The 25,156-nt window shown below is 43.9% G+C and carries 28 protein-coding genes; 16 read left to right on the top strand and 12 right to left on the bottom strand.

Translation table 11 applies throughout. The annotated features are described in order from the left end of the window. The first annotated feature begins 349 nt into the window (after positions 1 to 349). Genes H3L97_RS03400 through H3L97_RS03385 form a run of 4 tightly spaced genes read left to right on the top strand, consistent with a single transcriptional unit; the run spans position 350 to position 3,950 of the window. Positions 350 to 1,078, top strand: coding sequence for a class I SAM-dependent methyltransferase (locus H3L97_RS03400; RefSeq protein ID WP_097115024.1), 729 nt, complete (start codon positions 350 to 352; stop codon positions 1,076 to 1,078). 31 nt (positions 1,079 to 1,109) lie between these two features. Beyond that, positions 1,110 to 2,639 (top strand): hypothetical protein, encoded by a 1,530-nt coding sequence (locus H3L97_RS03395; protein WP_097115023.1) that lies wholly within the window; start codon positions 1,110 to 1,112, stop codon positions 2,637 to 2,639. After that, on the top strand, positions 2,542 to 3,012 hold the full coding sequence (locus tag H3L97_RS03390; protein WP_097115022.1) for a GtrA family protein: 471 nt from the start codon (positions 2,542 to 2,544) through the stop codon (positions 3,010 to 3,012). Before H3L97_RS03395 ends, H3L97_RS03390 begins: the two co-directional genes overlap by 98 nt. Continuing rightward, on the top strand, positions 3,009 to 3,950 hold the full coding sequence (locus H3L97_RS03385) for a glycosyltransferase family 2 protein (RefSeq protein ID WP_224446397.1): 942 nt from the start codon (positions 3,009 to 3,011) through the stop codon (positions 3,948 to 3,950). Before H3L97_RS03390 ends, H3L97_RS03385 begins: the two co-directional genes overlap by 4 nt. A 234-nt stretch (positions 3,951 to 4,184) precedes the next feature. On the opposite strand, the gene H3L97_RS03380 is transcribed toward H3L97_RS03385, so the two are convergent. The 3 genes from H3L97_RS03380 to H3L97_RS03370 form a co-directional block, all read right to left on the bottom strand. Continuing rightward, positions 4,185 to 4,484, bottom strand: coding sequence for a transposase (locus H3L97_RS03380; protein ID WP_182073093.1), 300 nt, complete (start codon positions 4,482 to 4,484; stop codon positions 4,185 to 4,187). A gap of 45 nt (positions 4,485 to 4,529) precedes the next feature. Then, on the bottom strand, positions 4,530 to 4,880 hold the full coding sequence (locus tag H3L97_RS03375) for an IS630 transposase-related protein (RefSeq protein WP_182073092.1): 351 nt from the start codon (positions 4,878 to 4,880) through the stop codon (positions 4,530 to 4,532). A gap of 185 nt (positions 4,881 to 5,065) precedes the next feature. Beyond that, positions 5,066 to 5,815, bottom strand: a complete 750-nt coding sequence (locus H3L97_RS03370) for an amino acid ABC transporter permease (protein ID WP_097114438.1) — start codon at positions 5,813 to 5,815, stop codon at positions 5,066 to 5,068. Between the two features lie 114 nt (positions 5,816 to 5,929). Between H3L97_RS03370 and ribF the strand changes: the two genes are divergently transcribed. After that, positions 5,930 to 6,862 (top strand): bifunctional riboflavin kinase/FAD synthetase, encoded by a 933-nt coding sequence (gene ribF / locus H3L97_RS03365; protein WP_097114437.1) that lies wholly within the window; start codon positions 5,930 to 5,932, stop codon positions 6,860 to 6,862. A gap of 344 nt (positions 6,863 to 7,206) precedes the next feature. Then, positions 7,207 to 7,806: a hypothetical protein gene (locus tag H3L97_RS03360; protein WP_097114435.1), complete on the top strand. Its 600-nt coding sequence runs from the start codon at positions 7,207 to 7,209 to the stop codon at positions 7,804 to 7,806. Between the two features lie 634 nt (positions 7,807 to 8,440). On the opposite strand, the gene ubiG is transcribed toward H3L97_RS03360, so the two are convergent. The 5 genes from ubiG to H3L97_RS03335 form a co-directional block, all read right to left on the bottom strand. Further along, positions 8,441 to 9,151: a bifunctional 2-polyprenyl-6-hydroxyphenol methylase/3-demethylubiquinol 3-O-methyltransferase UbiG gene (gene ubiG / locus H3L97_RS03355; RefSeq protein WP_097114434.1), complete on the bottom strand. Its 711-nt coding sequence runs from the start codon at positions 9,149 to 9,151 to the stop codon at positions 8,441 to 8,443. A 59-nt stretch (positions 9,152 to 9,210) separates the two neighbouring features. Continuing rightward, positions 9,211 to 9,522 carry a DUF4298 domain-containing protein gene (locus H3L97_RS03350; protein ID WP_097114433.1) on the bottom strand — a complete coding sequence of 104 codons (312 nt, stop codon included), beginning with the start codon at positions 9,520 to 9,522 and terminating at the stop codon, positions 9,211 to 9,213. Positions 9,523 to 9,551: 29 nt separating this feature from the next. After that, positions 9,552 to 10,340 carry a tRNA pseudouridine(38-40) synthase TruA gene (gene truA / locus H3L97_RS03345; protein ID WP_097114432.1) on the bottom strand — a complete coding sequence of 263 codons (789 nt, stop codon included), beginning with the start codon at positions 10,338 to 10,340 and terminating at the stop codon, positions 9,552 to 9,554. A gap of 93 nt (positions 10,341 to 10,433) precedes the next feature. Next, entirely contained in the window at positions 10,434 to 11,192 is a 759-nt protein-coding gene (locus H3L97_RS03340; protein ID WP_097114431.1) for a hypothetical protein, read from the bottom strand. Between the two features lie 96 nt (positions 11,193 to 11,288). After that, a complete protein-coding gene (locus tag H3L97_RS03335; RefSeq protein ID WP_097114430.1) occupies positions 11,289 to 11,900 on the bottom strand; it encodes a BON domain-containing protein in 612 nt (203 codons plus the stop codon). 369 nt (positions 11,901 to 12,269) lie between these two features. On the opposite strand from H3L97_RS03335, the gene edd reads away from it, so the two are divergent. Together edd and H3L97_RS03325 are read left to right on the top strand one after the other, a co-directional pair. Further along, positions 12,270 to 14,099: a phosphogluconate dehydratase gene (edd, locus tag H3L97_RS03330; protein WP_097114429.1), complete on the top strand. Its 1,830-nt coding sequence runs from the start codon at positions 12,270 to 12,272 to the stop codon at positions 14,097 to 14,099. A gap of 308 nt (positions 14,100 to 14,407) precedes the next feature. Next, positions 14,408 to 15,115 carry a hypothetical protein gene (locus H3L97_RS03325; protein ID WP_097114428.1) on the top strand — a complete coding sequence of 236 codons (708 nt, stop codon included), beginning with the start codon at positions 14,408 to 14,410 and terminating at the stop codon, positions 15,113 to 15,115. A gap of 85 nt (positions 15,116 to 15,200) precedes the next feature. Here H3L97_RS03325 and H3L97_RS03320 read toward each other — a convergent pair whose 3' ends face one another. After that, entirely contained in the window at positions 15,201 to 15,557 is a 357-nt protein-coding gene (locus H3L97_RS03320) for a hypothetical protein (protein WP_182073091.1), read from the bottom strand. 149 nt (positions 15,558 to 15,706) lie between these two features. Between H3L97_RS03320 and H3L97_RS03315 the strand changes: the two genes are divergently transcribed. The 3 genes from H3L97_RS03315 to rlmD all read left to right on the top strand — a co-directional run bounded on the left by H3L97_RS03315 (position 15,707) and on the right by rlmD (position 19,812). After that, a complete protein-coding gene (locus H3L97_RS03315; protein ID WP_097114427.1) occupies positions 15,707 to 17,083 on the top strand; it encodes an MATE family efflux transporter in 1,377 nt (458 codons plus the stop codon). A gap of 343 nt (positions 17,084 to 17,426) precedes the next feature. Continuing rightward, positions 17,427 to 18,458, top strand: a complete 1,032-nt coding sequence (gene murB, locus H3L97_RS03310) for a UDP-N-acetylmuramate dehydrogenase (protein WP_097114426.1) — start codon at positions 17,427 to 17,429, stop codon at positions 18,456 to 18,458. A gap of 46 nt (positions 18,459 to 18,504) precedes the next feature. Then, entirely contained in the window at positions 18,505 to 19,812 is a 1,308-nt protein-coding gene (gene rlmD, locus H3L97_RS03305) for a 23S rRNA (uracil(1939)-C(5))-methyltransferase RlmD (RefSeq protein ID WP_097114425.1), read from the top strand. Between the two features lie 179 nt (positions 19,813 to 19,991). Here rlmD and H3L97_RS03300 read toward each other — a convergent pair whose 3' ends face one another. From H3L97_RS03300 to H3L97_RS03290, 3 genes are read right to left on the bottom strand one after another with little or no spacing between them, the layout of a single operon-like run. Beyond that, the gene (locus H3L97_RS03300; RefSeq protein ID WP_097114424.1) at positions 19,992 to 20,552 is read right to left on the bottom strand and encodes an NAD(P)H-dependent oxidoreductase; all 561 of its coding nucleotides are present in this window, start codon (positions 20,550 to 20,552) and stop codon (positions 19,992 to 19,994) included. A 24-nt stretch (positions 20,553 to 20,576) separates the two neighbouring features. Beyond that, on the bottom strand, positions 20,577 to 20,969 hold the full coding sequence (locus H3L97_RS03295) for a DoxX family protein (RefSeq protein WP_371271266.1): 393 nt from the start codon (positions 20,967 to 20,969) through the stop codon (positions 20,577 to 20,579). Between the two features lie 21 nt (positions 20,970 to 20,990). Further along, entirely contained in the window at positions 20,991 to 21,473 is a 483-nt protein-coding gene (locus H3L97_RS03290; protein WP_097114422.1) for a nuclear transport factor 2 family protein, read from the bottom strand. A 132-nt stretch (positions 21,474 to 21,605) separates the two neighbouring features. On the opposite strand from H3L97_RS03290, the gene H3L97_RS03285 reads away from it, so the two are divergent. The 5 genes from H3L97_RS03285 to H3L97_RS03265 all read left to right on the top strand — a co-directional run bounded on the left by H3L97_RS03285 (position 21,606) and on the right by H3L97_RS03265 (position 24,980). Further along, positions 21,606 to 21,971 carry a winged helix-turn-helix transcriptional regulator gene (locus H3L97_RS03285; protein ID WP_097114421.1) on the top strand — a complete coding sequence of 122 codons (366 nt, stop codon included), beginning with the start codon at positions 21,606 to 21,608 and terminating at the stop codon, positions 21,969 to 21,971. A gap of 241 nt (positions 21,972 to 22,212) precedes the next feature. After that, on the top strand, positions 22,213 to 23,118 hold the full coding sequence (locus H3L97_RS03280) for a LysR family transcriptional regulator (RefSeq protein WP_179655840.1): 906 nt from the start codon (positions 22,213 to 22,215) through the stop codon (positions 23,116 to 23,118). Positions 23,119 to 23,386: 268 nt separating this feature from the next. After that, positions 23,387 to 23,854, top strand: coding sequence for a hypothetical protein (locus H3L97_RS03275; protein ID WP_097114419.1), 468 nt, complete (start codon positions 23,387 to 23,389; stop codon positions 23,852 to 23,854). 207 nt (positions 23,855 to 24,061) lie between these two features. After that, positions 24,062 to 24,373: a hypothetical protein gene (locus H3L97_RS03270; RefSeq protein WP_097114418.1), complete on the top strand. Its 312-nt coding sequence runs from the start codon at positions 24,062 to 24,064 to the stop codon at positions 24,371 to 24,373. 199 nt (positions 24,374 to 24,572) lie between these two features. Continuing rightward, the gene (locus H3L97_RS03265) at positions 24,573 to 24,980 is read left to right on the top strand and encodes a hypothetical protein (protein WP_097114417.1); all 408 of its coding nucleotides are present in this window, start codon (positions 24,573 to 24,575) and stop codon (positions 24,978 to 24,980) included. Positions 24,981 to 25,156: the final 176 nt, after the last annotated feature.

Raw genomic sequence — 25,156 nt, 5'->3', positions numbered from 1 at the left:
TTTTGTCTGATTGATTTTCATCAACACACTTGCAAATCCAATGAGTTTTACTGAATCAACGCTATACTCAACTCTTTTTTCTGAATTGATTTAATTGAAACATCTTTAATTTGAATTAAAAATAAATGAAAAAATGATTTCAAATAGACCAGTTAATTTCAGAAAACAGTTGAGCATAGCGTTGATAAATTGGTGGTTAATGAGAATAAATGACTTGCCTTGTGGAGGTTTGTATCCCTTCTGCGGAAAAATTTGTATTAAAACAAAATGTTAATCCGTTTCTTATCCCGAGTTCGCGTAAAATTTAAGTACTACTCGTGTTAATTAATTATTTATGGAGATGTATATTATGGATTTAAAAGAAAGTGATATTTTAGGTGATGATGTAAATAAACACTGGTACTATATCGCCAAAGCTCGTGCTATGCAAAATATTTTGCACAATGTTCAAGCAAAAACAGTACTTGATGTGGGTGCTGGGTCTGGTTATTTCTCTCGCTATCTGCTCGAGCATTCTAATGTTCAAGTAGGTGTATGTGTAGATATCAGTTATCCAACTGAATATGATGACACACATTCAGGAAAGCCTCTGTATTTTAGACGGTCTATTTTGGATACGGCTCAGGCAGGTATTGCACCTGTTGATTTATGTTTAATGATGGATGTGTTGGAGCACGTTGAAGATGACGTGGGTTTATTAAAAACCTATGTTGAGCAAGTGCCAAGTGGTACAAAATTTTTAATTTCAGTGCCTGCATTTCAATTTTTGTGGAGCAGTCATGATGTATTCTTGGAACATTATCGCCGTTATACACGCCAGCATTTGGCAGCAACTGTTCAATCATCAGGCTTAAATATCATTCAAAACCATTATTATTTTGGGGCGGTCTTCCCAATTGCACTAACAATGCGTTTATTTGAACGCATTTTTCCAAAAAAAGAAACCAAATCCCAATTGGTCAAACACCACCCTTTAACAAATGCCATACTGTTAACGGCTTCCCAAATGGAAATCCCATTTCAAAAATGGAATAAATTGGCGGGATTAACCGTTTTTTGTTTGGCAGAAAAACCTTAAATCAATATTAAAATCATAAGATTAAAAAATTATGCAAACACTTTTTTCTCCCAAATCTCAAACCAAATTACTGGGTGTTTTGGTTTTGAGCTGTCTGATTTTTTTGCTTTATCCTGATTATTTACCCTTAATTGACTTGCCACAACATGCCGCACAAGTTACAACTTTGGATGATTTAACCAAAGGAAAAAGTGTTTGGCAAAACATGGTATTTACCAATTTTGATACACCTTATTTAACCTCTTATTTATTATGGTGGTTTTTTTATCAGTTTATGGACATCAGCACTGCTTCTAAGTGGGTGATGGTGGTTGTTTTTTGTTTGTATGTTATCAGTATCAGACAGCTACGTTTGGCTTATGGCAAAGATAAACTATTGGATTTTTTGGCGTTAAGTTGTTTTTTTGGATTTGCATATCAGTGGGGATTTGTCAGTTTTATGATGAGTGTACCTGTTGGTATTTTCTTTTTAATTTCGTGTAAAAATTATTTTGAAACCCACAAACCAAAACAGTTGGCAATCGTTTTTGCTTGGGGTGTTTTATTGTATTTTAGCCATATTTTGGGTTTTGCATTTTTTTGTTTTGTGGCGTATTGCAATTTTTTGGCATCATTTAAGCAACACAATTGGCAACAACGTTTTTATTTTACTGGCGTATTTCTATTATTTGCCATCATACTGGTAAGAATTATTTTAAAACCTGACCCTGCATTTTTTGAAGGTTATCCAATAGGTTATGTTGAGCAACATCCCTTTTTGTGGAAAACACAAGAATTGCTGTATTTGCCTTGGCACATGAATGATATTTATCATTATCATCTGGCATTTTATGGTGTGCTGATTTTGCCGATTTTTATGGGATACCGATTAAGTCGTCAGTGGCAACTTTATGTACCATTGATTGCTTGTTTGATTATTTGGTATGCATTGCCACATATTGCATTTCAGACTGCCTTTTTATATCAAAGATTTGCAATATTTGTACCGATTTTTTATGCGTTAATTTGGCTACCCAATACAGATTTGCGTGGTGGGCGTTATAATATCGCACAAGTGGCTACGGTATTTTTTATGGTAAGTATCTTGGCTATTTTATATAAAAATCACAATGATAATGTACAGTTTCAATACTCCAACATCAGGCTTGATTTTGAAAAAACCAAACAAGACATGCAGCCAAACAAACGTGCCATGTTTTTGTTTGATGAAGCTTCACGCCATGATTCTAGCATTACCACCGATAGAAACTATCTCCATTTTGCACAGTGGTATCAAGCAGAAAAACACGGCTGGGTGGATTTTAGTTTTGCGACATCACCCGCGATGATTGTGCGTTTAAAAGCAGAAGAAATTTATCCCAATTACAAGAAAAATCGTGGTGCAGTAAAAGGAAATTTAACCCAAATTTTAGATTGCAGCATTTATGATTATTTGGTTATGCGAGTGGTGGATAATCCGATAGATGATGTTAAAAGCTGGCTTAAACAAAATCCCAGTTGCCAAAATAAGGTTTTGGTTGCACAGCATGGTACATGGTTATTATGGGGTAATGAAAAATAAAATGATATTCAAACAGTTTGGAATCTATTCACTCATTGGGATATTGAATACTTTAATTCATGTTGTGGTATTTGGTTTGTTGCTTGCAAATGATGTGTCTGCCACATGGGCAAATGGTATGGCATTTTTCTCTACCGCTACATTTAGTTATTGGGCAAATGCCAAATGGACATTTCAACAATCTTATCAAAACCTGTCGTCTTATATGGCATTTGTGGCATGGATGGGCAGTTTGGCGATATTTTCAGGTTGGCTTGTGGATTATTTGGCATGGACATCGTGGTTAGCCATACCTTTTTTTATGGTATTGAGTGTGATATTGGGGTTTTTGGGTGCAAAAAAACTGGTTTTTCGTAAAGGAAATTCATCATGAGTATTGTGATTTCTTTGGTTATTCCTGTTTTTAATGAAGAGGATAGCATACCGTTATTTTATCAAACTGTTCGTGAATATGTGCCTTTACACGATTATCATGTTGAATTGGTGTTTTGTAATGATGGTAGTACCGACCAAACCGAGGTACTATTAAATCAGCTCGCTCAACAAGATAAATGGGTTAAAACACTGCACTTTACACGCAATTTTGGTAAAGAGTCTGCTCTGTTTGCAGGGTTAGAGCACGCGACAGGTCAAGCAGTGATTCCCATAGATGTTGACTTGCAAGACCCTATTGAATTGATTCCCAAAATGCTTGCTCATTGGCAAGCAGGTGCCAGTATGGTACTGGCAAAACGCATAGACCGCAGTGAAGACCACCCATTTAAAAGATGGAGTGCCAATCTTTTTTATCGCATACACAATAAAATGAGCAATATCCATATTGAAGAAAATGTGGGTGATTTTCGCTTATTATCACGTTCTGTGGTGGATGCCTTGATTGTTTTGCCTGAAAGAAATCTGTTTATGAAAGGCATATTTGCATGGGTGGGTGGCGATACTGCTATTGTTGGCTATCATCGCCCAAAACGTGTGGCAGGACAAACCAAGTTTAATGGTTGGAAATTGTGGAATTTGGCATTAGAGGGCATCAGTGGTTTTTCTACTGTACCTTTGCGAATTTGGACGTATGTGGGTTTGGTATTTTCAGGCAGTGCATTTTTGTATGGTTTATGGATCATTGTCAGTACACTAATGTGGGGAAATGATGTTAAGGGTTATCCATCGTTATTGGCATGTATTTTGTTTTTAGGCGGGATACAGCTTATTAGCATTGGTGTTTTGGGTGAGTACATTGGACGTATTTACATAGAAACCAAGCAACGCCCACGTTATGTATTAAAATCATTCGCGAAATCAGAAAAGAATGCATGATAAATGCGATATTCAACTTTTTTTATCATTAATTTACTTGAAAAATGATTTCAAATAAAACTGTTAATTTCAAAAAAGAGTGAGCATGGCGTTTTTAAATAACCATCATCAGGCTGAAACCTTTGCCCCCCCAAAAATCCTCTAAATTCTCTCTACCAAAGAATTGAGAGGATTTTTGGGGGGGCAAAGGTTTCAGTATTGTTCAATAGGATTCAAATCAGGACTGTATGCAGGTCAATACAGCAGCTTATGCCCACTTTGTGCCACCAATTGACGAATCTCTTCACCGACATGAAAGCGAGCATTATCCATAATCAACACACTCTTTTTATTCAATTTTGGTATTAAATCTTCTTTTAACCATTGAATAAAAACCGCACGATTAATCGTATGATGAAACAAAGCAACTGTAAACAAACGCCCATTTAACAATGCACCTATTGCATTGGTTTGTTTACGTATTTGCCAATCGTAAGTCGCATAACAACGCCGCCCAATCAGGGCATAGCCTTTTGTGTGCAAAACCACTTTCATCAATATAAACCATTTGATAGCCCATTTTTTTGTAAAAACGCAATTTTAAATGGTACTGATTTCGCTGTTCTGGTTCTTGTTTTGGGTGTTGGCACGTCTTTTTTTAACTGAAATTTTGAGCTGTTTGAGTGCGTAACAAATTGCACTTGCGGTAACACCCAAACGCTTGGCACGTTCGTATTGGAAGGCATCAGGGTAGTTTTCAACATCTTTTAATAATGCTTCATGATTAACTTTTAATGGTTTGAATTGACGTTTTTTTCTTTCAATCCCATTTCGTTTCCATTGGTTAATGGTATGTGTACTGATGCCATAAAATGCGGAGGCTTGACGTATCGTCATGCCGCTTGCAACGCTTTTTAGGATTTGTTTACGTAAGTCTTGGGAGTAAGCCATGATAAATTTAATATTGTAGTGGTTTTAGTTTTGGTTAGCTATAAAACCCATGGTGCAAGGTGTTGCACCCTACCCTTGTCCTATTTTTAAATGTATCAAGTGAAAAAGGGGCGGAAATCCGCCCCTACGTCCGTTGAAAAATGGGTTTTGCAAAGGTTTCAATCTGCCCTTTTTTATCAATCAGCTTAATGACGATGGATGGGATTGTATTTTTTCTCCAAAGCGGCAAACAGCCAGCTCAAACAAATCGTCATCAGCAAATAGATGATTGCCACCGTGTAAAGCGGCTCTTCGTAAATGGAATAGCGACCTGAAATGGTGCGCTGCACATACGCCAATTCCGCCACCGCAATCGCCGATACCAAAGAGCTGTCTTTCAACAGCGTGATAAACTCGTTGGCAATGGGCGGCAGCATGCGGCGCAAAGCCTGCGGCAAAATCACAAAACGCATCGCCTGTGCATAGGTCAAACCCAATGAACGCGCCGCCTCCATTTGCCCTTTGTCTATGGACTGAATGCCTGCACGGAAAATTTCGGTGATGTATGCGCCTGCATTCACGGTTAATGCCAGCGTACCCGCAATCAATGCCCCGTGGTTGCGGCGCAATTCGGCTGCCAAATCGCCACTAATCAGCCAGCCATCGTTGGGGTTAATCAGCGCAACCGACCACACAAAGTGCCAAATAAATATCTGCACAAACAAGGGCGTACCGCGAAACAGCGTAACGTAAATCAATGAACTGGTACGCAAAATCCACGTCAAAATTTTGGCAGGCAAACCGCCTTTTTCAAAACGCACAATCCGCGCCAATGCACCAAATAAACCCAAAATCGTACCACCAAATACCGCGATTGCCGTCAATTTTAAAGTCAGCAACGCGCCATCAAGGAACATCTGGCGGTATTCCCAAATAATGTCAAAACGAAAATCCATAATAACCACACAGAAAAAATATTGCGTAAAAAGCGCGTTATTTTACAGCAAACATTTCAGGCAGCCTATAAAATCGTTAAAATAATGCCATTTTGTTCAAACGGATTCGGTTTTATGGATATTTGCTTGGGGCACATCACACAGCCCATTTTCGCCGCCAGCGCGGTAACAATTGGCAATTTTGACGGCGTGCATTTGGGGCATCATCACATTTTGCAACGCCTCGCACACGAAGCCCAAGCGCGTGGCTTGCAAAGTGTGGCGGTGATTTTTGAACCCCAACCCAGCGAATTTTTCAGCCAACAACTGGGGCGCGAACCCAGTTTGCGGCTCACGCCCCTGCGCGATAAATTGCGGCTTTTGGCACAAACAGGCTGCCTGAATGCCGTGCGCGTGTTGCGTTTCAATCCCGAATTTGCCAATCAAAATGCCCACGATTTTATTGAACACATTTTGCGACGCGAACTCAACACGCGCTATTTGCTCATTGGCGATGATTTTCGTTTTGGCAAGGGCAGAACGGGCGATTTTGCCCTGCTCGCGCAACAAACGGATTTTGTTACCGAACAAACCCCCAGCATTTTGATTGCAGGCGAACGCGCCAGCAGCACCGCCGTGCGCCAAGCCCTACAACAGGGGCGTTTGGACAAAGCCAAACAGATTTTGGGGCATGATTATGTGTTGAGCGGTCATGTGAAACACGGCAAAAAATTGGGGCGACAACTGGGCAGCCCCACCGCCAATGTGCATTTGCCGCCACACCGTTATGCTTTAAATGGCGTGTTTGTGGTTGCCGTTACAGGCAGCTTTGGTGTGAAACATGGCGTGGCGAGCTTGGGCTACAACCCCACCGTGTCGCAAGAAAAACGCAGCCAGCTTGAAGTTCATTTGTTTGATTTTTCAGGCGATTTGTATGGCGAACGTTTGGAAGTTGCCTTTTTGCACAAATTGCGCGATGAACGCAAATTTCCCGATTTGGCAACATTACAGCAGCAAATTCATTGGGATATGGCGCAAGCCCGCGCTTGGTGCGATTTATCAGGATAAATGACCCTTCGTTTTGCGCTTGCTTGGGCTGTGCCAGTCCGCTTTGCGCCCTTCATCAAAAATCCCACCCCCTGTTTGATTCAAAATGGGGTGGGATTTTTGTGGCAAATTTGTTACAAAAGTGCCATTCAAAAAATTTATTATCATCACAACCTTTTCCCATATTCGTTAAAAATCAGCATTTTTTGTTAAATTTTGTGTTGATTTCGCTTTCAGGCAGCCTAAAATGATGAGCAAAGACACAAAAAAAGATTGCACAATTAGCATTTTAACGATATAAATAACGCCCATATCAAAAATCAAAAGCAGCTTAACAAACACCTTATTACTTGAAGGATAATGTCATGAAACTTATGGATTGGTTCAAACAAAAATTTGTTTCACACGAACAAACCGTAGCGGTACAACAAGATACCAAACCTTTGATTTCCATTACCATTGTGCCATCATTACCCAAAACGGCTGCGCCCGTGGTAGAAAGTGAAATCATTTTTAACAATGTGCATGAAAAAATCAATGTATTACAAAACGATTGTTTTCCCGAATTGGCGATTGTGCATGGCGAATACCGCGCGTGGTGCGAAAAAGTACAACAAATCATGCGCGAAAAAAAATCCTGCGATTACAACCCTGCGGCTGTGGGCAGCCTGTTGATGTCCACCATTGAACAATGGTTGCACAATGAGGGTAAGGCATTGATTCAATTTACCGAATATGGCGAATTGATGTCGGCTCATGCGCGTTTTCAACGTTGCGCTGGCTCCATTTTGGTCAAACACCAGCGTGGCGAATTTTTGGACGCGGTAGGCATGTTGCGTTCCGATTTCAAAGCCCACGCCAATGAAGTGGAACAGGCTTTGGCAAATTTGCTCACTCGCGCCAGACGTGATTATTGTGGCACCGATTGCACCAACTGCCATTCGGATAAACCCACCGCACATTGATTGCGCCATCAAATCCAAGGCTGCCTGAAACCGATATTCAGGCAGCCTGAAATTTTTGCAAAACTCGGTTTGTAGGGGCAGATTTCATATCTGCCCTGTTTAGACTTGCAGAAATTTTTATTTTTATCAATAACGTGAACTCGGGATAAGTCACTGTCAATTTGCCAACAAACCCGCCCTCTCTCCCTATGGGAGAGAGTTGGAGAGAGGGCTTGTTGAGCAGCATACCCTCTCCCCAGCCCTCTCCCACAGGGAGAGGGAGCAAAGTGACTTAAATTGATTAATCACTTTTATCCCAAAATCGCGTTATCAATAAATTGAAAAAAGGGCAGATATGAAATCTGCCCCTACGAATTGAGTTTTGCAAAAGTTTCAGCCTGAAATTTTTGTAAAACCTACTTTTAAACTGATGTAGAGGCGGATTTCATATCCGCCTCTTTTCAATTTATGTAAAAATAGGACAAGTGTAGGGTGCAACTTGTTGCACCATTTTCCTGATAAAACATGGACTTGGTGCAACAAGTTGCACCCTACATGGCGTCCCAAAAATAAAAATTTCTGCAAGTCTAAACAGGGCAAATATGAAATCTGCCCTTGCAAACCGAGTTTGGCAAAGGTTTCAGCCTAACTTTTTTCATGCCATTGGGCGACACACCAGCATGTAATTGACCGACACATCATCTTGCAAAAAATAATGGCGCGTTAAGGGGTTATAGCCCATGCCACGCGCGTCATGCACGTTCAGGTTTGCCAAACGACACATTCTTGCCATTTCTGCTGGGGTAATGAATTTGTGCCAATCGTGTGTGCCTTTGGGAACGAGATTCAGCACATATTCCGCGCCCAAAATGGCGTGTATCATGGATTTGGCATTGCGGTTGATGGTGGAAAAAAACACCCAACCCTCTGGTTTGACCAACTTGGCGCACGCGCGAATGATGGATTCAGGCTGGGGAACGTGTTCCAGCATTTCCATGCACGTTACCACGTCAAAACTGTGTGGCATTTGCGCTGCCAAATCTTCCACGCTGATACAACGGTAGGATACATTGGCAATGTTTTCGGCTTGCGCGTGTTGTTGGGCTGCCTGTAAGGATTTTTCTGCCATGTCCACCCCCAACACGGAGGCGGCACCATACTTTGCCATGCTTTCCGACAAAATGCCGCCGCCACAACCCACGTCCACAATGGTTTTGCCGTGCAAATGGGCGTGTTGGTTGATGTAGTCCAAACGCAAAGGGTTGATGTCGTGTAGGGGTTTAAATTCGCCTGTTTTGTCCCACCATTTGTCGGCGAGTTTGCTGAATTTTTCAATTTCGGTGGCATCTACATTGTGTGTGGTCATGATGTTTCCATGCTGTTTTTTGTGGGGGAAGAAGGTTTCAGGCAGCCTGAAACGCCCAATTATTGTTCAGGGTCAAGCTCTGCCATTGCCGAACGCAAACGTTGCCACGCCATGTGTTGATGTTCATGAAAGGCGTTCCACAAAGCGTCTTCGCTCATCACGCTGTATTCGCCTTGGGTGGTCAAATCCACTTTTGCGCCATTTTCAATGGCTTCGTAAAATTCACGGTATTCGCCGTCAAAATAAAAATCGTTGAGTTGCTGCATGATGGCGCAACTTTGTTGCCAATCTTGTTGCGCTTGTGCCAGCTTGGGCTGCAACTGTTGCCATTGGCGATACAAATCTTGAATTTGATTGATTTTGTCTTGCATGATGTTTTTCCTTATTAAAAATCAAACAGCTACAACCATTCGGGTACAGGCTGCCGAAGCACACCCCATTCAGGCGGATAATCCACCCCAGTTAAATACAAACCATCGGGCATAAACGTGGGCGGTGCGCGTAAACGGCTGCGTTGGGCAAACATTTCGGCAAATTGCGCCACCGTCAATCGCCCTGCCCCCACATACACCAACGCACCCACAATATTGCGTACCATGTGGTGCAAAAACGCATTGGCGTGAAAATCCATTTTGATGAAATGGGGGCTGCCTGAAAGCGTGATTTGATACATGGTTTTCACAGGCGATTTGGCTTGACATTCCGCCGCGCGAAACGTGGAAAAATCGTGTTCGCCACACAATAACTGGGCGGCTTGGCGCATATTGTCCAGATTAAGGGGATAATGCGTCCAGCCCACGCGCCCCATCAACAAAGGCGAACGCACAGGCGAAGATTGCAACACATAACGATAATGCCTGCCAAACGCATCAAATCGCGCATGAAAATGCGGCGCAACCGCTTGGGCATGCCACACCGCAACACCATCGGGCAAATGGGCATTCACACCGCGTACCCACGCGCTGATGGGGCGTTGAGCATGGGTATCAAAATGCACCACCTGTGCGGTGGCGTGTACGCCCGTGTCGGTGCGCCCTGCGGTGGTGGTGTCTATGGGTTCGCCTGCAATTTGCGCGAGTGCGTGTTCCAAAGCCGCTTGCACGGTGGCAATGCCTTGGGCTTGTTTTTGCCAACCGAAAAATTGGCTGCCGTCATACGACAAAATGAGCGCGTAACGTTGGGTTTGCATATCACATTATCATCAAACAAAAACCCGAATGAAAAGGGGCATTCGGGTCAAAAAGGGGGTTCAGGCAGCCTGAAACCCCATTTTGTGATTTTTTTAAAATAAATTATCAATATTGTCGCCACCGCCATTGGAACGCGGTTTGTTGAGCGGTTTCAATGGTTTTTCAGCAAACGAATCGCTGTTGCGGCTGCCTGAACTGCGGCTGCCACTTGACGCATCATCATTGCGTGTGCTGCGCGATGTGTTGGTGCGGTTGCTGGGTTGTATGGGGCGTTCGCCAGATGTGCTGTCGCTGCGTGGCACAAAACGCGGTTTGTTGGTGGGTTCAAGCGTGCGTTCGCCTGCAATTTTGTTGGTGGGTGTGAGGGTGCGTTCGCCCGTATTGCGTTCGCTGTTTGCCGAATCTGCGTCATTGTTGTTGGCAACGGCAGGTTTGGGTTTGGGTTTGTAAATCGGTTTGGGGCGTTCTGTTCGGGCTGGGCGTTCGGGGGCAATGGCAACATCACGCGCATTGATTGCCGCGTTGTCGCCATTGAGTTCTTTGGCAATTTTATCGCCATGGCTGTTTGCCGTTGTGTTGTCGGTGGCATTGGCAGCCGTTTTGGGTTTGGCGTTTTCCCCCGAGGCTTGGGCGCGAGGCACAGAAGGCAAAGCCCGACCATCTGGCGACAAACGGTCTATGCTTTGCGAAGGCGGCGCATCGGTTGGCAAAATGGTGTTTTTGTTGTTGCTTTGTTTGGTGAGGGCAAAATAAACAAAAACAATCAAGCCAATCACCACCACCACGCCCAACAGCAGCAAACCAAGCAAAATATTGCCGAAAGTTAATTTTGATTCTGATTCATACGACATAATAATTGGGTATTTCGTTTTCAGGCAGCCTGAATGCTGCGTTAATCATCACGACCCCACATGGCGCAAAACAATCGCCTTGCCCCATATTGGGTTTTAATAAGCGGATTTGTGTTCTTCAAAAAGCGTTACCACGCGCAACACGCCTGCGGTGGTACTCACACGGTGGGTAACGGCAGCCTGTTGAGCGGGGGTTAAAATGCCCATCACATAAGTAATGCCACCATAGGTTACCACCTTCACATGACCAGGGTAAACCACATGGCTGATGCCCAACAAATTGGCGCGAACACGAGCCGTAATGGCAGTATCGTTGCTCACATCAACCACCGAGCGGTTGATGGGGCTAACCGTAATATAATTGTAAACCGACAAAGCACTTTGCTCCGAGCGGGCAATTTGTTCGGCAAGCTGGCTATCGGCTGTGCTGGCAACCTGTCCCGTCAGCAAAATGCGGCGATTGTAGCTGGTAACCGCCACATGAGGCGTATAATTGATGTAGCTGTTTTTGCGGAGCAAGGCTTGCGCTTTGGATTTGATGCGTTGTTCCATCACTTCATCATCGGCTTGCGAGCCACCACTGCGGCGGTCGGCTACCGAAGCCACAGCCGCGCCACCGCCAATAATGCCTGCGGCACAACCGCTTAATCCTGCCGCCAACAGCACAGCAGCAATCATTGAGGGATAAGGGAAATGTGGGCGTTTCATTGTGAATATTCCTTTTTAAAGTGCGAGGCAAATCTTTTAAAAAAGTGATTTTAACGGTTTTTGTGCTTGGCGGTAAAGGTTTATGGTAGGCAAGGTTTTTCAGGCAGCCTAACAATACACAACAAAAATCGTTCAGGCAGCCTGAAAGCCCTGTGCATTTGAGCGCGAAACGTGGCGTATCGCCGCCACACCCACTCTCAAAAGGCGGCAGCACACAACGATTGCGCCACCCCAACAAGTAACAATCTTACAAAAACAACACAAATTCGGTATAATATCGCCCCAAATTACCCCATTTTCCGTTTTTCAGGCAGCCTGAAAACCCCACTAAACTGTAATTAAGCTACAAAATACCCAAGGACACCCACCATGAAACCGCTCCACCCCAAACTGGCCGAAATCACCCAAGCCATTATTGAACGTTCGCGCCCCACACGCACCGCCTATTTGAACCGCATTCGCGCCCTCAAACAAAACGGCAAAGTAGAACGCGACCAACTGGGCTGCTCCAACTTGGCGCACGGCTATGCCGCCATGCCCAACGCCATCAAAATTGAAATGCAAAAAGCCCACGTTCCCAACATCGGCATGATTAGCACCTACAACGACATGGTTTCGGCACACCAGCCCTTCAAACACTTCCCCGATTGGATTAAAGACGAAGTACAAAAACACGGTGCCACCGCCCAAGTTGCAGGTGGCGCACCCGCCATGTGCGATGGCATTACCCAAGGCTACGAAGGCATGGAAATGTCGCTGTTTTCGCGCGATGTGATTGCCATGAGTACCGCCATAGGCTTATCCCACCAAATGTTTGATGGCGCAATGTTTTTTGGCGTTTGCGACAAAATCGTACCGGGTTTGGTCATCGGTGCATTGTCGTGTGGGCATTTGCCAGCGATTTTCGTGCCAGCAGGCCCAATGGTCAGCGGCATAGGCAACAAAGAAAAAGCCCGCACACGCCAACTTTTTGCCGAAGGCAAAGTGGGACGCGATGCCCTGTTGCAAAGCGAAATGGCATCGTATCACAGCCCTGGTACTTGCACCTTTTACGGCACGGCAAACTCCAACCAAATGATGATGGAATTGATGGGTTTGCATTTGCCAGCCGCCGCATTTTTCAATCCCAACACCCCCATGCGCGAAGCCCTTACCCGCCAAGCCGCCGTACAAATGGTACAGTCGCTGCAAAACCAAACCGCTAAACCCATAGGCGAAATGCTGTCTGAAAAATCTTTTGTGAACGCGATTATCGGCTTAATGGCAACAGGCGGCTCCACCAACCACACCATGCACTTGGTGGCAATGGCGCGCGCGGCTGGCGTGATTTTGAATTGGGACGATTTTGACGCGATTTCAGCCATTGTCCCCTTGTTGATTCGCGTGTATCCCAACGGTCAAGCCGATGTGAACCATTTTGCCGCAGCAGGCGGTTTGCCCTTTGTGATACGCGAATTGCGCGAAAACGGCTTGTTGCACGATGATGTGGACACCGTCATGGGACACGGCATGGCAGCCTACACCCAAGAACCGTTTTTATTGGACGGCAAATTGGTGTGGCAAGACGCGGTTGCCGAAAGCCGCGACAGCGAAGTGTTGCGCCCATTCAGCCAGCCTTTTTCGCCAGACGGCGGCTTAAAATTGATGAAAGGCAACATCGGACGCGGCGTGATTAAAGTTTCTGCCATGAAAGCCGAAACCTTTGTCATTGAAGCCCCCGCCATCGTATTCAACGACCAAAAAGAAGTGCTGGACGCATTCCAACGCGGCGAATTGGAACGCGATTTTGTGTGCGTGGTACGCTATCAAGGCGCAAGAGCCAACGGCATGCCCGAATTGCACAAACTCACGCCCCCATTGGCGATTTTGCAAGACCGTGGTTTCAAAGTCGCATTGGTAACAGACGGACGCATGTCGGGTGCAAGCGGCAAAGTGCCAGCCGCCATTCACATGTCGCCCGAAGCCCTGATGGGTGGCGGCATTGGCAAAATCCGCACAGGCGATTTAATCCGATTCAATGCCCACACAGGCGAATTGAACGTGTTGGTAGATGAAAAAACCTTTGCCGAACGCGAAGTGCCAACCCCCGATTTGTCCAAAAACACGCACGGCATTGGACGTGAATTGTTTGCAGGTTTCCGCGCCCAAACCAGCAGCGCAGAAACAGGTGCAATGAGTTTTGGCGGCGATTTCGCATAAAAATCCCAAAAACAGGTTGAGACCTTTGCAAAACTCGGTTCGTAGGGGGCAGATTTCATATCTGCCCTGTTTAGACTTGCAGCAATAAATACAAGATGGCGCGCCATGTAGGGTGCAACAGTTGTACCCCACGACTACATCATCGGTTCAGGTTCGGCATTGAAAGATGGGCAATCCGCCACTCAAAAAGCGTGTATGCACCAAGTGAGTTTTCATTGAAGATTGATATTCAATAAAATATTTTTAGGTTAAACGGTCTATTGTTCTGTACAATAGACCGTTTTAAATTTTATTTTTAGAGATAAGGTATGAAAAAAGTTTGGTCGGCATCCATTGATTTGGGGCGTATTACTGCTTATCGGATAGGGTCAAGCTATGATGGCTTATTTGATTATCGCACTTATCGGCTCAATGAAATTGCCATAAGACAAAATCCTACACATCCTGATAGTCTAATTTTAAAACAAAAAAATCAGGAAGATTGGAACAGAATTTGTAAAGCAGCAGCGGCAGCAGATTTTGAAAAATCTCCTGTTTTTCCGAATAGTTTGTGGGCAGATAAAATGGATTACCCCAAAGATGATGAATATGTATTCTTTGCCAATGGCAGGATTGTATTCAATCAACAATGCGGTGAAATTTTTAAACAATTCAATTTAGGGCAAAGCGATTTCGCTCCTATACACATCTACGACATAGAAACAGGCGAATTATGGAAAGAGGAAACCTTTTATATTTTAGATGTATCTGAACAAAGAAGATATATGCTGAACCCACAAAGTCATTCTAAATTCAAATTTATTCGTTACCCAAGTGGATTAGAAATTTATTCGCCAAGATATGGTATCAGGGACAATTATGTGGAACTTTCTGCCTCTGCCCAAGAGTGTAATGTGGATTTGTGGCATGACCCTTTACTTTTACACTCTTATTTTATGTCTGAACCCTTGCAGGCTGCCTTATCAGAAGCGGATATGGCACATAAATTTGGCTTTGCTTTATGTAAATTGATTTAATTTTGGGGAACACTTGCTCACGCGGTGTTGCCACACAATTTTATCTTTTTTCAGGCTGCCTGAAATGAAATATTGTTCCCCCCAATCACGCCATGAGTGAATTGGGGCTATTTTTTGGGTTGCCACCGCCTTTAAGCGTGGGTGTGGCGGCGCAACGCCACGTTTGCCCATTGAAAGAAAATGGCTTTAAATGGCGCATTCTGGCTAAAACTTTTGCAAAACTCGGTTTGTAGGGGCAGATTTCATATCTGCCCTGTTTGGGATTACAGAAATTTTCATTTTTATCAATAACGTGAACTCGGGATAAGTCACTGTCAATTTGCCAACAAACCTGCCCTCTCTCCCTATGGGAGAGAGTTGGAGAGAGGGCTTGTTGAGCAGCATACCCTCTCCCCAGCCCTCTCCCATAGGGAGAGGGAGCAAAGTGACTTAAATTTATCAATCACTTTTATCCCGAAATCGCGTTATCAATAAATTGAAAAAAGGGCAGATATGAAATCTGCCCCTACGAATTGAGTTTTGCAAAAGTTTCTGGCTGCCTGAACGCGCATTCCGCGCTAAAATAATGGGTTTTTAAACACAAAATTCATCATGTTATTTTCACTTAATCAATTTCCCCCATCGCGTTTTCGTACCGAAAGCCGACAACTGATTGCTTTGGCTTTACCCATGATGTTGGCGCAAATCGCCGCCGTGGGCGTGGGCGTGGTGGACACCATCATGGCTGGCGCGGCAGGTAAAGATGATTTGGCGGCGGTGGCTTTGGGCAGCTCAGTGTTTGCAACGGTGTACATCACGTTTTTGGGGATTATGACTGCGCTTAATCCGCTCATCGCGCAAATGCACGGTGCGGGCAAAACCGATGAAGTCGGCGAAATGGGGCGACAAGGCTTGTGGTTTGGCGTGTGCATGGGCGCGGTGGGCATGGTGCTGTTGCTGGCATTGATTGCGCCTTTGAAGGGCTATTTGAATTTGTCGGATTACATTGAAACGCAATTTGGCGATTATTTGTTTTACACCGCGCTTGCCATGCCTGCGGCAATGATTCATCGGGCTTTGCACGCTTATGCGTCTAGCTTAAATCGCCCCAAGCCGATTATGTGGGTGAGTTGGGCGGCTTTGATTTTGAATATTCCGCTTAATTATGTGTTTGTGTATGGCAAATTTGGGCTGCCTGAAATGGGCGGTGCGGGTTGCGGTTTGGCGAGTTTGTTGGTGTTTTGGTTTAATGCGCTGGTGCTGGGGGTTTATGTTGCCCGCGACAGGTATTTTCAAATATTTGGTTTAACGCGCCAATTCAGCCAACCCAACTGGCGTGAACTGAAAAACATTTGGCATTTGGGTTGGGCGATTGGTTTATCGTATTTTTTGGAAGCGAGTTTGTTCACATTTATTGTGTGGTTGATTGCCGATTTGGGCGAAGATGTGGTGGCGGCACAGCAGGTGGTGTTGAGTTTAAGCAGCATGGTTTACATGATTCCGCAAGCGGTGGGTTCTGCGGCAACGGTGTGTGTGGGTTTTGCTTTGGGGCGGCGACAATTTGTGCGTGCGCGTTATGTTTCGGGGGTGTCGGTGGCTTTGGGTTTGATGTTGGCGTTGGCGGCCATGCTGGTGTTGCTGTTGGCGCGTTACCCTTTGGTGGGCGTGTACAGCAACGATGGCGATGTGATTGCTTTGGCGGCACAAATTGTGGTGTTTGCGGCAATTTTTCAACTGTTTGATTTTACGCAATGTATTGCGTCTTATGCTTTGCGTGGTTACAAAATCACGCGCATTCCCATGCTGATTCATGCGGTGGCGTTTTGGTGTTTGGGTTTGTTGCCCGGGTATGCTTTGGCGTATGGGGTAAGCATGGGCGTGTTTGGTTTTTGGACGGCATTGGTGTTGTCGCTGTGCGCGGCGGCAATGGCTTTGGTGTATTATTTGGAAAAATGCAGCGCGTGGGCGGTCAAACACCGCGCGATTTAGCTTTTTACATTGCCTTTCACGACCCTACAAAAAATGGATTTTGCCTTCGGCGACTTACTTTTTAAAAAAGTAAGCCAAATAAATGAATGCTCAACGATTTGTGAATAAACCATATTTTCAGGCAGCCAAAAGTAGTTAAATACTGTTTTGAATAAATAAAATGGATTTGTTGTCAGGTGTTTGGTTTGCTTTTTCAAAAAGTACCCCTAGCGGTGGGCAACAGTTGCCCGTGCAGCGACAGAGCACAAATCACAACATACCCTAATTTTATTTTTTGTAGGGCAGTGAAACACTGCTGAAAACCCATCAATTCACACATTTAAATTAGGAAAATTCAACAATCATGTTCACATTGATTCATCAACACAATCTGTTGCCACACAACACGTTTGGCTTAAACGCCACCGCCGCTCATTACATTGAATTGCACGATGTGCAAGATTTGCCCCAAATTTGCAGGCTGCCTGAATTTCATCGCCACACCGTTTTGTGGTTGGGCGGTGGCAGTAATGTGTTGTTTCGTCAAGATTATTCGGGTTTGGTGGTGCGCATGGCAAATCGCGGCATACGCTGTCTCAAACGCGCCAAGGGCAAAGTGCATATTGAAGCGCAGGCAGGCGAAGTGTGGCACGATTTTGTGCAACATTGCATTCAGGCAGGTTGGTTTGGCTTGGAAAATTTGAGCCTGATTCCTGGTACGGTGGGCGCATCGCCCGTCCAAAACATTGGCGCATACGGTGTGGAAGTGAAAGACCGAATCCACAGCGTACAATGTTTTGATTTGGAAAAACAAGAATTTACCGAATTAAGCAATGCCGATTGCCAATTCGCCTACCGCGAAAGCCTGTTCAAACAAAGCGGCAAAGGACGCTATGTCATCGTTGCGGTGGTGTTTGAATTGGACGAAACCTTTGCGCCACACATTCAATATGGCGATTTGGCAGCCGTGTTGCAAGCACATTGTGGCGAACGCGTGCCCACCGCCACCGATGTGGCACAAGCCGTTTGCCAAATCCGCCAAAGCAAATTGCCCGACCCCAAACAAGTCGGCAATGTGGGCAGCTTTTTCAAAAATCCGATTGTTTCTGCCGAACAATTCGCCCAAATTCAGGCAGCCTACCCCAACGCACCGCATTATCCGCAAGCCGATGGCATGGTCAAACTTGCCGCAGGCTGGCTGATTGAGCAATGCGGCTTAAAAGGCAAACACATCGGCAACGCTGCCGTTCACGACAAACAAGCCTTGGTTTTGGTCAATCGCGGTGCGTGCAGCGCGGTGGATTTGGAAAAATTGTCCGATTATGTGTGTGATTGTGTTGCCCAAAAATTTGGCGTGGCATTGCATGCCGAACCAAATTGGCTGCCTGAACGATAATTCATAATCTGCATCAATATCCAAAAATAAATGAATCAAAATCATCATGACACACACCATTCACGCTCTGGACTACGAGGCACGCGGCGTAACGCGCATTAACGGCAAAACCGTGTTTGTGCAAAACGCCCTGCCATTGGAAACCGTTTGCATTCAAATGGATAAAGACAAAGGCAGCTATGCCGAAGCCCACGCCACCCACATCGTGCAAGCCTCGCCCCATCGCATTGCGCCACCATGTGCATATTTTGGCGAATGTGGCGGTTGCGCCCTACAACACGCCGATTTTGGCGCACAAGTTGCCATGAAACAACGCATTTTTGAAGAACAATTACAGCGCATTGGCAAAGTTTTCCCCAAAACCCTGTTGCCGCCCATTTACGGTACGCCATGGCACTATCGCAGCCGCACGCGCCTGTCTGTGTTTGTGGACAAAAATGGGCAAGTGCAAATCGGCTACCAAGCCAAAAAAAGCCGAAAAATCATCGCCATCAACCATTGTGCCGTCTTGCCCCAACACGTTTCAGGCAGCCTGAAAACCCTACGCGACCATTTGCAAGATTGCCACCGTGCCGCCCCCAAAGCGCGTTTACAAAGCGTGGAAATTTCGGTGGGCGAACACATCAGCGTTGTGAACATCATTGCCAATCAAGCTCTTCCGCACAAATTGCTGACACAACTTTCAGGCAGCCTGAACGCTTTGGGCGCAGAAAAATGGCAAGTTTGGCAGCAAATTCCGCCCAAAAACGCCCAAGCCATCGCGCCCCAAAATGTCCCCGAATTGTCGTACAGCCTGCCTGAATTTGGTTTGACCATGCCGTTTCGCGTGGGCGATTTCACGCAAATCAATTTGCCCATGAATGAGATGATGGTGGCACGCGCCATGCGCCTGTTGCAGCCACAAGCCCATGAAAAAATTGCCGATTTATTTTGTGGGCTGGGCAATTTTACCCTGCCTATCGCACGAAGTGGCGCACAAGTCATCGGCATAGAAGGCGCAGATTTTTTGACCCAACGCGCCATTGCCAACGCCCACGCCAACGGCTTGCCCCATGTGCAATTTGCCACAGCCGACCTGTTTGAAACCACCCATCAAGACATTGAAAAATTAGGCTATTTTGACAAAATGCTGCTTGACCCACCCCGCGCAGGCGCATATGCGGTGGTGCAGGCTTTGCACGCGCCATTTTTGCCCAAGCGGATTGTGTATGTGTCGTGCAATCCCGCTACTTTTGCGCGAGATGCGGCGGTGTTGGTGGAAAAAGGCTATGTTTTTCAATCGGCTGGAATCATGAATTTGTTTCCACACACCGCGCATGTGGAAGCCATTGCCTTGTTTGATTTGGAAAAATGAGTTTTCAGGCAGCCTGAAACCTTTGCAAAACTCGATTCGCAGTGGCAGCCATGTAAGGTGCAACTTGTCGCACCCTACATTGCTTATTTTTCAATGAATTAACCCTAAATTGAAAAAGGGGCGGATACGAAATCCACCCCCTACATCAGTTTAAAAGTCGGTTTTGCAAAAATTGCAGATTATGCCAAACTTGCCAATTTTTCAATCAAACGCTGGGCATGGGCTTGGGCATGGTTTTGCACCGCCAACAAATGCGCCTCATCATGCACACCTTGAATGTACAAAGCCCCATAAAGCGGATACACGCCCTGCCAATCCAAACCCGCATACAGCGCAGAATGTTGCACAGGCTTAATCAAATCATCAATGGTTGCCACAATCTGCCCATTGTAGTTTGCCTCAACCGAACCTGTGGTGGTGGAAACCAGCAATTTTTTGCCATGCAATTTGTTGCCACCCTCGCCATAGGCAAAGCCATACAACCACACATCGTCCAGCCATTTTTTCAAAATCGCAGGGGTGTTGAACCAAAACGTGGGGTATTGCAGCAACACAATGTCTGCCGCCACCAAAGCAGCTTGTTCGGCTGGCACATCAATTTGATAATCGGGATACAAATCCGACAAACGGCGCACGCTGATTTGATTGCCAAAATGCTGCTCCAATTCTTTTAAAATCAACTGGTTGCTAACCGATTGCTGTAAATCCTGATGAGCAGAAATAACCAAAATTTGAGACATGAAATCACTCCTTAACAAAAATTCTTATTTTTTAAACAAAGCATTATCCAAAGACCATGCACCGCCACCCGCGCTTGCCAAATACAAAAACACAAAGCTGAACAACATTGCCGCATCGCCACCCTTTGCCAATGGAAAGGGCGATAAGTGCATCATAAAATACGCAGCCGCCATCAAACCCGACAGCACAAAAGCAGTTGGGCGGGTAAATAAACCCAAAATAATCAATACACCGCCCACCAATTCCAGCACGGCAGCCACACCCACCAACGATAACCAATTACCACCAATGTATTCGGTTTGGTCTATGGGAAAGCCAAAGGCTTTGGCTGTGCCATGTAAGAAAAAAGCATAACCCGTAACAATGCGTAAAATGGCTAAAATTTGGGTTTGAAATCCTTGCAGAAAATTCATCATACTTCCTTAAAAATCAAAAAATTAAAATAAAGAACGACCACTCACGGTCTTGTCTGGAACTGCCTGAATGGTATCCCAATGCTCCACAATTTTGCCATTTTCATCAAAACGGAAAATATCCACCACCGCCTCGCCACGGTCTTTTTCATCAAGCTGGCTGTGAACGTGCAATACCACCAAATCGCCTTCGGCAATCACACGTTTAACCGTGGCGCGTGATTGGGGGTGTTGCCGCAAAAAAGGTTCAAATGCGTCAATGAATGCCTGACTGCCATCTGCCACAGTGGGGTTGTGTTGCAAATAGTGTTTGCCGATGTATTGTGCGCTGGCTTCTTTCACTTTGTGTTGGTTGAATGCCAAATCATAAAACGCCAAAGCATTGGCTTTATTGCGTTCGGTTGTGTTTGTGGCGGCTGCCTGAATGCTTGGTGTGGTTTGCGGTAAATGTTGGCAAGCGGTTAATGTTGCGCTTGCCAATGCCAACGATAAAATCAGTTTTTTCATCAATTTGCCTTTTGTGATTGTCAAAAATTGCGTTTGTTTGTGATGTGCGGTATTGTATGCAGTTTAATTATTTTTTGGAAGTACTTACAAATTTGTAAGCATAAGAAAATTTTTTAAAGGATTGAATGAAAAATGGATTCTGATAAAGGATGTGTTTTGAGCAAAGATTGTCCCAGCCGCTTGATTTTGAATCATTTAACCAGCCGTTGGGGGGTATTGGTGATGATTGTGCTGCGAAATGGCACCAAACGTTTTTCCGAAATTCGCCGTGAAATTGAAGGCATCAGCGAACGCATGCTTGCCGAAACGCTCAAACAATTACAACAAGACGGTATGTTGCAACGCCAATCTTTTGATACCGTGCCGCCACACGTTGAATACACGCTCACGGCGTATGGCGTTCAGGCAGCCGAGCAAATTCACGGCTTGGTGGATTGGCTGGAAAACAATTTGAACGGAATTTTGGCAACACAAAACCCCACGCATACCGAAAATTGAACAAAATTCATCATTGCACCTTTTTGGTTGAAAGCATAACATGGACAGGAGTAGAATAAACATCGGATTGTTTTTCAGAACCCGTGTTCGTAAGATTGATGGCTTGATTTTAAAGCATATTTTCACGCCCATATTGCACCTATTGGCATGGAAAGCCAACACAGTAGGCACATAAAGTGGCGATAAAAACAAGCGATGAAGACGATGAACACAGGTTGTCAATAATGCAAAGGAGATGATTTTGAAAGCCAATTTAAATGATTTACGCGCTTTTATCATGATTGTGCGTACCCAAAGTTTTACCAAAGCTGCCGCGCAAATGGGTTTAACCCAATCGGCTTTAAGCCACAGCATGCGCAATATGGAAATGCGCTTGGGGGTCAAATTGCTGGAACGCACCACGCGCAATTTGTCGCTTACCGAGGCGGGCGAACGCCTGTTTCAGCGATTGTCGCCACTTATGGACGACATTGACCAAGAAATCGCCAATTTGGACAAAATGAGCGACAACAACAATGGCGTTTTGCGATTGAGCGGTTCAGAACACGCTTTTAATTATGTGTTGTGGCAAGGTTTGAGCCAATTTATGCACCAACACCCCCACATTCAGTTGCACCTGATTGCCGATACGCGCCCCGTGGATTTGACCACCGAACGCTTTGACGCAGGCATACGCATGGGCGTGGCAGAGATGAACACGCAACTGTATCATCACGTTCGGGTGTCGGACGATGTACGCATGTGCATTGTGGGCAGCCCCAAATATTTGGCGCAACACGGCACACCACAAAATGCTTATGATTTACAACAACATGATTGTATTGCATTGCACGTTTTGGCTTCGGGCAAATTGCTGAATTGGGAATTGATAGACCCCACATCGCCCAAAACCATCGTGCAAATTCAACCGCAAGGACAATTCATCGCCAGTCAAACGCCCTTGTTGCGCCGTGCGGCTTTGAATGATATGGGCTTGGCGTGGTTGCCACGCGATACGGTGGAAGAAGATTTGCGTTCAGGCAGCCTGAAAACGGTTTTGGACGATTGGGCGATTCATTATTCGGCATATTATTTGTATTTTCCACATCATCGCGCCCAATCGCCTTTGCTGGCTTTGTTGGTGGACGCGCTGCAAAAATCCGATTAACGGGGAACGTTTGCCAAACCTTATCATTTCATGTGATTTTCTCTGAAAAAAAGATGAAAGATGCCAGCTCGGAGAGCCGACCTACGCTTGCTTAATTGATAGAACAAGTGTAGGGTACAACTTGTTGCACCCTATCGTATCCCATTTTGTATTTGATTTACCAATCGTGGAAAGGACAGGCATAAAAATGAATGGCAATGTGGAAAGGTTTGATTTCACAAGATGAATTTTTAAATTTGATTTAAAAAGGTAAAATGGCTAATTAAGTATGAAAACACAAGACACAACTAAAATCATTCCACTGCAAAACGGTGAAATTAAAATAGTAAATGAACACTCAAATAACCAAATTATTTCTTTTTTAAATTACCTATTATTCATACCTATTTTATTATCACTTGTAATAATTATTTATATATTTTTAGATATTGGTATTCCAAAATACATTGCAATTTATAAAAGCCGTAACCAGCAAGATATTGAACTTGGTTGCCTATCTAGTAGTAATGAATATGATTTGAAGGGCAGAAGAATGTATTACATATCATCAAAAGAAAATGGTAAAATTTTAAAAAAACAAATACTTGATAATGTAATAATTAGGCAAACACCTGCTTATGATAAATACTACTTTGGAAACTTAAATATTAATAATCAATATGGGTTCTGTAATAAAGTTCAATTTATTCAAATAAAAATGGGAAATATTTTTCCAACCCAAGTTTTTTTTACATGACTTTATAACCAAGCCAAATAAGGATTGATATTATGATTAATGCAAAACAATCATCTAGCAAGCGTAGGTCGGCTCTCCGAGCCGACATCTTTTTATAAAAAACCAAAAAATGAATGGCAAGGTGGAAAGCAGGTTAGATTTCACAAGATGAATTTTTAAATTTAATTTCAAAAAGTTAAATTAAACAATAGGAAGATTCAATTAATCATGGAAAAAGATAATTCAAAATCAGATAGGATATATACACTATTATCAATCATGGTTACATTCTTTACATTATTTTTAATTATATTAGATGATTATATTTTTCCTAAAATAGCCATTTATAAGGTATCAAGGTCAAATCCTACCTTAAAAGTAGCTTGTGTACAGGATTATAAAAAGCCTAATTCAAGACATTTTCAAAACTATTGGATTATTGATAACAAATCATATTATGATAGAGAAGTTAGAATATATACAGCAACTACTTTGACAATAAAACATCAATTCCCTATTGATATCAATGGAAAAAATTAATTCAAGACATAAAAGAAAATAAAAAAGATTGTTATTTGGTTTCCTATATTGAAGTGGTCAATCTTGGCTTTTACAGAAGATTTTATTTATATCAATACATTGAGGATTAAATTCGTGAATAAAAATGGCAATGTGGAAAGCGGGTTTGATTTCACAAGATGAATTTTTAAATTTAATTTCCAAAAATTAAGATTAAATTATGATACTTATAAAAAAACTAACAGATAACCTGTTTATTTTTGGTGTTTTGTGTATATTTTTATCATTTTTATGTACAAACACAATTTTTCCTTACATTGCAATAACAAAAGCAGAAAAAGGTCAATTTAAAACCGCTTGTGCTTATATAGTTGAGACAAAAAAAGGGAAAAATATTGATGAAACAATTATTGAAATTGAAGGTAAATACTATTCAGATTTAGATATTTTACCTTCACAACATAGAGCTTTTCTGATTAAAAGAAAAGAATGGCTTAAGTTTCCATTAGGAACAGGATATAAAGATTTTCTTACTGTAGAACCAAACAAATGCAAAACTGTTAGATATATCGAAGTATACAACATATTTGGTTTTAGAAAAATATTTTTATATGATTATATCCAATAACTTTAAATTCTTTAAGCAAGCGTAGGGCTGCTGCTTGCACCCAAACAATTTCAATATGCCCAATCATTAAGCCATCATTTTCAGGCTGCCTGAAATGCGATTCAGCCCCCAACAATTTAAATGGGGCGGTTTGCGTGGTGCGCCACCGCCCCAAAGCGTGGGTGTGGCGGCGCAAC

Source organism: Alysiella filiformis (assembly GCF_014054525.1).
In the GTDB taxonomy this organism is placed as follows: Bacteria; Pseudomonadota; Gammaproteobacteria; order Burkholderiales; family Neisseriaceae; genus Simonsiella; species Simonsiella filiformis.
Note: the sequence above shows the minus strand (reverse complement) of the source record. Positions and strands in the feature narration are given on the sequence as shown.